The sequence below is a fragment of the Streptomyces sp. NPDC006265 genome (genome assembly GCF_040613555.1).
GTDB lineage: Bacteria > Actinomycetota > Actinomycetes > Streptomycetales > Streptomycetaceae > Streptomyces.
Window position 1 is genome coordinate 1 of record NZ_JBEXSH010000420.1, and the last position, 7735, is coordinate 7735.

Here is a 7735-nt window from a genome sequence, read left to right on the forward strand (position 1 = left end):
GGCTCCGAGGACCCGTCCGGCAAGCCGCTCGCCGGGCAGGACATCCAGCCCGCACCCCGCGACCGGATCACCGACGGAGGCACCCTGCGCTGGGCGGACGCGGCGGACTGCGCGAAGGCGGTGGACTCCGGCGACCCGAAGGCCGGGGCGGTCTGGCAGCAGGCGATCGAGGCCCTGGCCGACGGCCTGGTCATGGCCTTGACGCTGCTGGACCCCCGCATTCTGATCATCGGTGGTGGCCTGGCGGAAGCGGGGGAAACCCTGTTCACACCCCTGCGGGAAGCGATCCGCGCTCGCATCACCTTCCAGAAGCAGCCGTCGATCGTCCCCGCGGCGCTGGGTGACGCAGCCGGATGCCTGGGCGCGGGCCTGCTGGCCTGGGATCTTCTGACATCGACCGACCGTTCGGAGGTATCCACCTGATGGCAACGCCCCCAGGGGCGCGGGGAACTGCGCGACCAGCCACCACGCACCCGCACCCCGCACCGGCCGGACAACCCACGGTCCTCACCGGCGCAACCGTCGTCCTCCCGACCGAAACCGTCCACAACGGCCGGTTGATCATCGACGGCACCCGCATCACCACGACAGCCCCGGAAAACGCCCACGTCATCGACGCATCCGGCCACTACGTCATCCCCGGCTTCGTCGACCTGCACAACCACGGCGGCGGCGGCGCCTCCTTCACCTCCGGCTCGGTCGACGACCTCCTCAAGGGCATCCACACCCACCGCCTGCACGGCACCACCACCCTGGTCGCCTCCACCGTCACCGGCGACATGGACTCCCTCACCCAGCGCGCCGGCCTGCTGAGCGAACTGGCCGAGCAGGGCGACATCGCCGGCGTCCACTTCGAGGGCCCGTTCATCTCCCCCTGCCGCAAGGGCGCCCACTCCGAGGCCCTCCTGCGCGACCCCCACCCCGCGGAGGTCCGCAAGCTCATCGACGCGGCCCGGGGCCGGGCGAAGATGCTCACGCTGGCCACGGAACTGCCCGGCGGCCTGGACTCCGTACGCCTCCTCGCCGACCACGGCGTGATCGCGGCGATCGGCCACACGGACGCCACGTACGAGCAGACGGTGGAGGCGATCGACGCGGGCGCCACGGTCGCCACGCACCTCTTCAACGCCATGCCGCCACTCGGCCACCGCTCCCCCGGCCCGATCGCGGCTCTCCTGGAGGACGACCGGATCACAATCGAGCTGATCAACGACGGCACACACCTCCACCCGGCGGCGCTCCAGCTGGCGTTCCACCACGCGGGAGCGGACCGCGTCGCGTTCATCACGGACGCGATGGACGCGGCCGGTTTCGGCGACGGACGCTACTGGCTCGGCCCGCTGGAGGTGGAGGTCGCGGACGGCGTGGCCCGCCTGGTCGAGGACGGCACGATCGCCGGCTCGACCCTCACCCTGGACCGCGCCTTCAAGCGGGCGGTCACGGTCGACGGCCTGTCCGTCGAGGACGCGGTGCAGGCCCTCTCGGCGACCCCCGCCCGCCTGCTCGGCATGGCCGACACGATCGGCTCACTGGAGCCCGGGAAGTACGCCGACCTGCTGCTCCTGGACTCCGCGTACGAGCTGAAGGGCGTCATGCGCCGGGGCGAATGGGTGGTCCCTCCCCAACTGGGCTGATCCGTCCCCCAGTCGAGAGACGGTGGCCGACTCCAGGACTGGGCCGACCGCCGTCTCTTTGACATGATCAGGCTTCCTGCACGTTCATGTCGGCAAGCACATCGGGGGAGGTCGGCCCAGGTGATCCTCACGGTCACACTGAACACCGCTCTCGACATCACCTACCGCGTACGGTCCCTTCGGCCGCACGCGTCCCACCGCGTCTCCGAGGTGACGGAACGCCCCGGCGGCAAGGGCGTCAACGTGGCCCGGGTGCTCGCGGCCCTCGGGCACGGGGTGACGGTGACGGGCTTCACGGGCGGGGCGACGGGCCGGGTCGTGCAGGAGAAACTCGCGGCGGTGCCGGGGGTGGTGGACGCGCTCGTCCCCGTCTCGGGCGCGACCCGCCGCACGGTCGCCGTGGTCGACGAGCGCACCGGCGACACGACGCAGCTGAACGAACCGGGCCCCACGGTCACACCCACCGAGTGGTCGGCCTTCCTGGCCGCCTACGACGATCTGCTCCCCACCGCCTCCGCGGTGGCCCTGTGCGGCAGCCTGCCGCCGGGCGTCCCGGTGGGCGCGTACGCGGGACTGGTCCGCACGGCCCGCTCCTTCGCGGTCCCGGTCCTCCTGGACACCAGCGGCGAAGCCCTGCGCCGGGGCGTCGCGGCCCGCCCCGACATCATCAAGCCGAACGCCGACGAACTGGCGGAACTGACGGGCTCCCACGACCCGTTGCGAGCGACCCAGGACGCCCGCCGCCGGGGCGCGGCCGCGGTCGTGGCATCACTCGGCCCGGAGGGTCTCCTGGCAGTCACCCGAGAAGGCCGCTGGCGAGCCACCCCACCGGCCTCGCTACGCGGCAACCCGACCGGCGCGGGCGACGCGGCGGTAGCGGGCCTGCTCTCTGGCCTGGCGGAACACCTCCCCTGGCCGACCCGCCTCACCCGGGCGACGGCTCTGGCGGCGGCAACGGTGACAGCACCGGTGGCCGGGGAGTTCGACCGGAGGGTGTACGAGGAGTTCTTGGGGCGGGTCACGGTGACGGGCGAAGCATCTGCGGCGTAGGGCAAGTCGGTCGAACTCTCCCGGCCGGCCGTGCCTTCGTACCGGGCCGGTCAGCCCTTCGTCAGGTAGAACTGGTCGAGGAGCGCGTCACACTGGTTGCCCTCGTTACAAGCGACCTCGATCGTGTTGGTGCCTTTGGTCAGGCTGACGTTGGACCACGTCTCCTTCCAGCCCTTTTCATAGTCACCCTTGGGCGTCCCGCCGAAGTTCTCCATGTTGAGCGGCCGGTCCTGAGGGTCGCCGTTGACGACCAGCGTGGCGTTGGCATCGACGCCCGGAACGGCGTAGCGCACGTACAGACGGTAGTTGCCGGCCTTCTTAACGCCGTCGACGGACCAGGTGACGGTCGCTCCCACATGGTTGAAGCCGGTCACGTAAACGCCACCGTCGGCCTTCGCGCCCTTGATGTCCGACGCCGTCGAAACGCCCTGCCCGAGGCGCATCGCCTTGGCATCGCTCTTCGGGAGCTCGACCTGAGACGCTCCGCCGCCCTTGCTGCTAGACGGGCTCGGCTTCGATTCCTGGGACTGGGTCGGGGTCGTGCCCGTCTCGTTGCCCGCGTCGGCCTTGTCCTTGTCGCCGCCCAGCATGGCCACGCCGATGCCGATGACGACCGCGGCCACCACCGCGATCGCGCCGATCAGCAGGCCCTTGTGGTTCGGGCCGCGGCCACCCCGGCCGCCACCGCCGCCGCCCGGCACCTGCTGCTGGGCGGTGGTCGCACCGCCGGGCAGCGTCTCCGGCGCGGCGTAGTGCGCGCTCGGCTGGTTGTAGGTGCCCTGCTGCGGGACCTGGCCGTACGGCGCCGTCTGCGCGTGCTGCGGCTGCTGGCCGTACTGGCGCGTGCCGACCGCTCGCACCCGGTTGACCGAGTTCGGGTAGCCGTAGCCGCCACCGGACGGCGGCTGGGCCCCGTTGGCCTGCCCGTCGGCGTAGAGATAGCCGAACGGGTCGTCGTCCTCGGGCGTGCTCGCGCCGTTGTTGCCGGGCGTCATCCCTTGGTCTCCTCAGTCAGGTGCGGTGCATGCGGTACACGGGTGAGTAAGCGAGCCTACCCGCTCCCAGAGACCCAAACGGGTGACTCAGACCGCATCAACTCACTGACCTGGGCTTCACCCGGCGCGTCTGTGTTGTTTGGGACGAGATCGTTTCTCGACGTACATCCGCTCGTCAGCGGATTTCAACACTTCGTCCGCCGTCATTCCACAGTGTGCCCATCCGATGCCGAAGCTGGCGCCCACCCGGACGGCCCGCCCCTCGGCACGGATGGGCTGGATGATCTCGTTGCGGAGCCGGACCGCGAGGTCCTGCGCGTCGGCCCGGCCGAGCCCGTCGGCCAGGATGACGAATTCGTCACCCCCGAGCCGCGCGACCGTGTCACCGTCGCGGACGCCGCCGCTCAGCCGCCGGGCCACCTCGATGAGAACCGCGTCACCCGCGTTGTGCCCGAACCGGTCGTTGATCGACTTGAAGCCGTCGAGGTCGCAGAAGAGCACGGCGAGGCCCTTGGTGCCGTCGTCGTGGTTCCCGTCCGGGGCGACGGTGTGCACATGGTGGTCGTAGGCGTCGAACGGCTCGGCGCCCTGCCGGAAGTCGAAGCCGGGCCCGACCACGTCGAAGGCGGGATGGCCGTAGGCCGCGTCGACGGACTCCACGGCGGCGTGCAGGGACGACGCGCGTTGACAGAGCCGGGCGGACAGCCGGGAGCGCAGCTCCGCGGAGTTCGGCAGGCCGGTGAGCGAGTCGTGCGAGGCGCGGTGGGCGAGCTGGAGCTCGCGGCGCTTGCGCTCCTCTATGTCCTCGACGTGGGTGAGCAGGAAGCGGGGCCCGTCGGCGGCGTCCGCGACGACGCTGTTGCGCAGCGACACCCACACGTAGGTGCCGTCGCGGCGGCCCAGGCGGAGCTCTGCGCGTCCGCCCTCCGCCGAGGTGCGCAGCAGGGTGCCTATGTCCTCGGGGTGGACCAGGTCGGAGAACGAGTAGCGGCGCATCGCGGACGCCGGGCGGCCCAGCAGCCGGCACAGCGCGTCGTTCGTGCGCAGGATCCGGCCGTGCTGGTCGCCGCCCATCTCGGCGATGGCCATCCCGGACGGGGCGTACTCGAAGGCCTGCCTGAAGCTTTCCTCGCTGGCCCGTAGCGCCTGCTGCTCGCGCTCCAGCCGGACGAGGGCGCGTTGCATGTTGGCGCGCAGCCGGGCGTTGCTGATGGCGATGGCGGCCTGGAAGGCGTACATCTGGAGCGCCTCGCGGCCCCACGCTCCGGGCCGGCGGCCGTTGCGCGGCCGGTCCACCGAGAGGACGCCGACCAGTTCGCCGCTGTTCCCGCTGCCCTGCGGGCCCGGCGCGTACATGGGGGCGAAGAGGCGGTCGGCCGGGTGCCACTCGTCCTCGAAGCGGGGGGCGGGGCCGTCGGTGTACCACTGCGGGACGTCGTCATCGTCGAGGACCCAGCCCTCGGTGTGCGGTATGAACACCAGGTCGCCCCAGTGCTCGCCCATGCCGAGGCGGCGTTCCCAGGACTCGCGCGAGCCGACCCGGCCGGTGATGAGGGCCTCGGCGGCGGGGTTCCCGGCGAAGGCGGCGACCACGAGGTCGCCGTCCGGGCGGACGAGGTTCACGCACGCCAGCTCGTACCCGAGGGCCGCGACGACGCCCTCCGCGACGGTCTGCAGTGTGTCCGCCAGGCTGCGGGCCGTGTTCATGTCGGCCATGACCTGGTGCAGTTGTCGCAGGGACCCAAGGCGGACGTAGGGCTCCGACTCGGTCTCCATGCTCGCCCTCCCCCCGAGTACTCGCAGCGATTCAAGGGTTCTCGTCGGCGTATCGTCCTGGCAGCTTCCCCGCCACTGAATCACAGCGCGCTGCTCACTCGGTACACAGGGTCAACAATTACTGCCCCTTGTGACTCAAGTCACAGGCAAACCTGAACAATTGAGTGGAGTTTCTGCGTTCTTCACATGCTCTCCCGAACGCAAACTTTGTCGGGTTGCACACATCTATTTCCCTGGTGACCGTCAGGAGACCGCGGATGTCCGCCAGGGCCCGCCGGGGGCCCGCCAGGAGCCTCGGGAGCCCGTGTCGGGAGCCTCGGGAGCCCGTCGGGAGCCTCGGGAGCCCGTCGGGAGCCGTCGTGATACGTCGCGAGTCCTAGGACCGTGATCGGGCGGGAGCCCGATGCGGGGCGGGCGGGACGGAGATTAGCGTCTCCGGTGTGCCGAACACTCCCGCTGCCACGTCCCCGATCATTCCGTCGCCCGCCTCCGGGCATGCTGAGGGGGTGAGCAACGACGAGTTCCGCGCCGCCATGTCCCGGCTGGCCTCGGGCGTGGTCCTGGTGACCGCGCAGGAGCCGCCGCTCGACCCGGACGACCCCACGGCGCCGGGCGGCGAGGACGTGGGCATGACGGCCACGGCCTTCATGTCGGTGTCCCTGGACCCGCCCCTGGTGCTGGTGAGCCTGCGCGAGGGCTCCCGCATGGACGAGCTGCTGGAGGAACAGGACCTGTGGGCGGTCTCGGTCCTCTCCGAGAGCCAGCGGCACATCGCGGGCCGTTTCGCGATGAAGGGCCGGGTCAGCGACCGGCTGCTGTTCGCGGACATCCCGTACACGCGCGGCGAGTACACCGGCTCCCCGATGGTCGGCGGCTCCCTGGCCGTTCTGGAGTGCCGCACCGAGCAGCGGGTGCCCGCCGGCGACCACACCCTGGTCATCGGCCGTGTCCTGACCGCCGCCGTCCCCAGCGCGGAGGGCGGCCCCCTGACGTACTTCCGCGGCAGGTACCGGCAGTTGGGCTGAGGAATTCGTTGGCCGGGTGCCGAGCCGCCCGCCTAGGGTGCGCCCATGACGACGACCGGCCTGCGGCTCGAGGAGATCACCCCCCGGAACCTCGACGCCGCCCTCGGCATCCAGGTCCGCCCCGACCAGGAACACGCCGTGGCCCCGCCTGTCGCGGCACTAGCCCCAGTTCTGCCCGCCGCGCCCCCGCTTCGTCTCCGAGCGCTGCTTCTTCTCGCGCAGCCGTCGCTCGTTGATGCCCCGGGGGATCCGGGTCGGCTTGCGGGGTTTCGGCGGGGGCGCGGTGGCCTCGGCCAGGAGCGCGGTGAGACGTACGGCGGCGGCCTCGCGGTTGCGCCACTGGGAGCGGTGCTCGGAGGAGCGGACGGTGACGACCCCGTCGACCAGGCGCCCGGCCAGCCGCTCCAGCGCGCGCTGCTTCCACACCGCGGGCAGTGCCTCGGTCTTCGCCAGGTCGAAGCTCAGCTCGACCTTCGAGTCGCTGGTGTTGACGTGCTGCCCGCCCGGCCCCGACGACCGCGAGAAACGCCACATGAGCTCGGCCTCGGGCAGGGAGACGGAGCCGCGGATGACGTGGGAACCGGACATGCCGTCCATGTTCCCGCTTCTGTCCCGTCCACGTCACCCGAATAGTCGTGAGTAAAGAAAGTAAAGGAGCTGGAACCTCGCGTACCCCTCTCCACGTTCAAGGGGGTAGCTGTAGCTTCTTTGCCGTACGTAAACGAGGGAAGGGACTCCCAACAATGGCTGTAAGCCTGTCCAAGGGTGGCAACGTCTCGCTCACCAAGGAGGCTCCGGGCCTGACCGCCGTCACCGTGGGCCTCGGCTGGGACGTCCGCACCACCACCGGCACGGACTTCGACCTCGACGCCTCCGCGATCGCGGTCAACCCGCAGGGCAAGGTCTACTCGGACGCCCACTTCGTCTTCTTCAACAACAAGCAGACGCCGGACAACACGATCGTCCACACGGGCGACAACCGCACGGGCGAGGGCGCCGGTGACGACGAGGCGATCAACGTCAACCTCGCCGCCCTCCCGGCCGACATCGACAAGATCGTCTTCCCGGTCTCGATCTACGACGCGGAGAACCGGTCGCAGAACTTCGGCCAGGTCCGCAACGCCTACATCCGCATCGTCAACCAGGCCGGCGGCGCGGAGATCGCCCGCTACGACCTGTCGGAGGACGCGGCGACGGAGACGGCCATGGTCTTCGGCGAGCTCTACCGCAACGGCGCGGAGTGGAAGTTCCGCGC

8 protein-coding genes and 1 pseudogene are annotated in these 7735 nt (G+C 70.8%); 6 read left to right on the forward strand and 3 right to left on the reverse strand.

Going from position 1 to position 7735, the window contains the following annotated elements; translation table 11 throughout:
* The 3 genes from ABZ281_RS28850 to ABZ281_RS28860 form a co-directional block, all read left to right on the forward strand.
* On the forward strand, nucleotides 1-423 hold a 423-nt coding region (locus tag ABZ281_RS28850), incomplete at its 5' end, for an ROK family protein (RefSeq protein ID WP_356660113.1).
* On the forward strand, nucleotides 423-1634 hold the full coding sequence (gene nagA / locus ABZ281_RS28855) for an N-acetylglucosamine-6-phosphate deacetylase (protein WP_356660115.1): 1212 nt from the start codon (nucleotides 423-425) through the stop codon (nucleotides 1632-1634). The genes ABZ281_RS28850 and nagA, both read left to right, overlap by 1 nt.
* Before the next feature lie 120 nt (nucleotides 1635-1754).
* Nucleotides 1755-2684: a 1-phosphofructokinase family hexose kinase gene (locus ABZ281_RS28860; protein ID WP_356660117.1), complete on the forward strand. Its 930-nt coding sequence runs from the start codon at nucleotides 1755-1757 to the stop codon at nucleotides 2682-2684.
* 50 nt (nucleotides 2685-2734) lie between these two features.
* Here ABZ281_RS28860 and ABZ281_RS28865 read toward each other — a convergent pair whose 3' ends face one another.
* Complete coding sequence (locus ABZ281_RS28865) at nucleotides 2735-3679, reverse strand: CBM35 domain-containing protein (RefSeq protein WP_356660119.1); 945 nt, start codon at nucleotides 3677-3679, stop codon at nucleotides 2735-2737.
* A gap of 117 nt (nucleotides 3680-3796) precedes the next feature.
* The gene (gene cdgB / locus ABZ281_RS28870) at nucleotides 3797-5455 is read right to left on the reverse strand and encodes a diguanylate cyclase CdgB (RefSeq protein WP_356660121.1); all 1659 of its coding nucleotides are present in this window, start codon (nucleotides 5453-5455) and stop codon (nucleotides 3797-3799) included.
* 440 nt (nucleotides 5456-5895) lie between these two features.
* Between cdgB and ABZ281_RS28875 the strand changes: the two genes are divergently transcribed.
* Both ABZ281_RS28875 and ABZ281_RS28880 read left to right on the forward strand, forming a co-directional pair.
* On the forward strand, nucleotides 5896-6480 hold the full coding sequence (locus ABZ281_RS28875) for a flavin reductase family protein (protein ID WP_356660123.1): 585 nt from the start codon (nucleotides 5896-5898) through the stop codon (nucleotides 6478-6480).
* 45 nt (nucleotides 6481-6525) lie between these two features.
* Nucleotides 6526-6645, forward strand: a pseudogene (locus ABZ281_RS28880) (GNAT family N-acetyltransferase); the annotation flags it as partial.
* On the opposite strand, the gene arfB reads toward ABZ281_RS28880, so the two are convergent.
* On the reverse strand, nucleotides 6640-7077 hold the full coding sequence (gene arfB / locus ABZ281_RS28885; protein ID WP_298568532.1) for an alternative ribosome rescue aminoacyl-tRNA hydrolase ArfB: 438 nt from the start codon (nucleotides 7075-7077) through the stop codon (nucleotides 6640-6642). The pseudogene ABZ281_RS28880 and the gene arfB overlap by 6 nt on opposite strands.
* Nucleotides 7078-7223: 146 nt before the next feature.
* Here arfB and ABZ281_RS28890 point away from each other — a divergent pair.
* Nucleotides 7224-7735: TerD family protein (locus ABZ281_RS28890; protein WP_356660125.1), on the forward strand; the 512-nt coding region annotated here is incomplete at its 3' end.

Coding starts and splice junctions, on each gene's coding strand:
- nagA (WP_356660115.1), top strand. CDS start 423: ATGGCAACGCCCCCAGGGGCGCGGGGAACTGCGCGACCAGCCACCACG.
- ABZ281_RS28865 (WP_356660119.1), bottom strand. CDS start 3,679: ATGACGCCCGGCAACAACGGCGCGAGCACGCCCGAGGACGACGACCCG.
- cdgB (WP_356660121.1), bottom strand. CDS start 5,455: ATGGAGACCGAGTCGGAGCCCTACGTCCGCCTTGGGTCCCTGCGACAA.
- arfB (WP_298568532.1), bottom strand. CDS start 7,077: ATGGACGGCATGTCCGGTTCCCACGTCATCCGCGGCTCCGTCTCCCTG.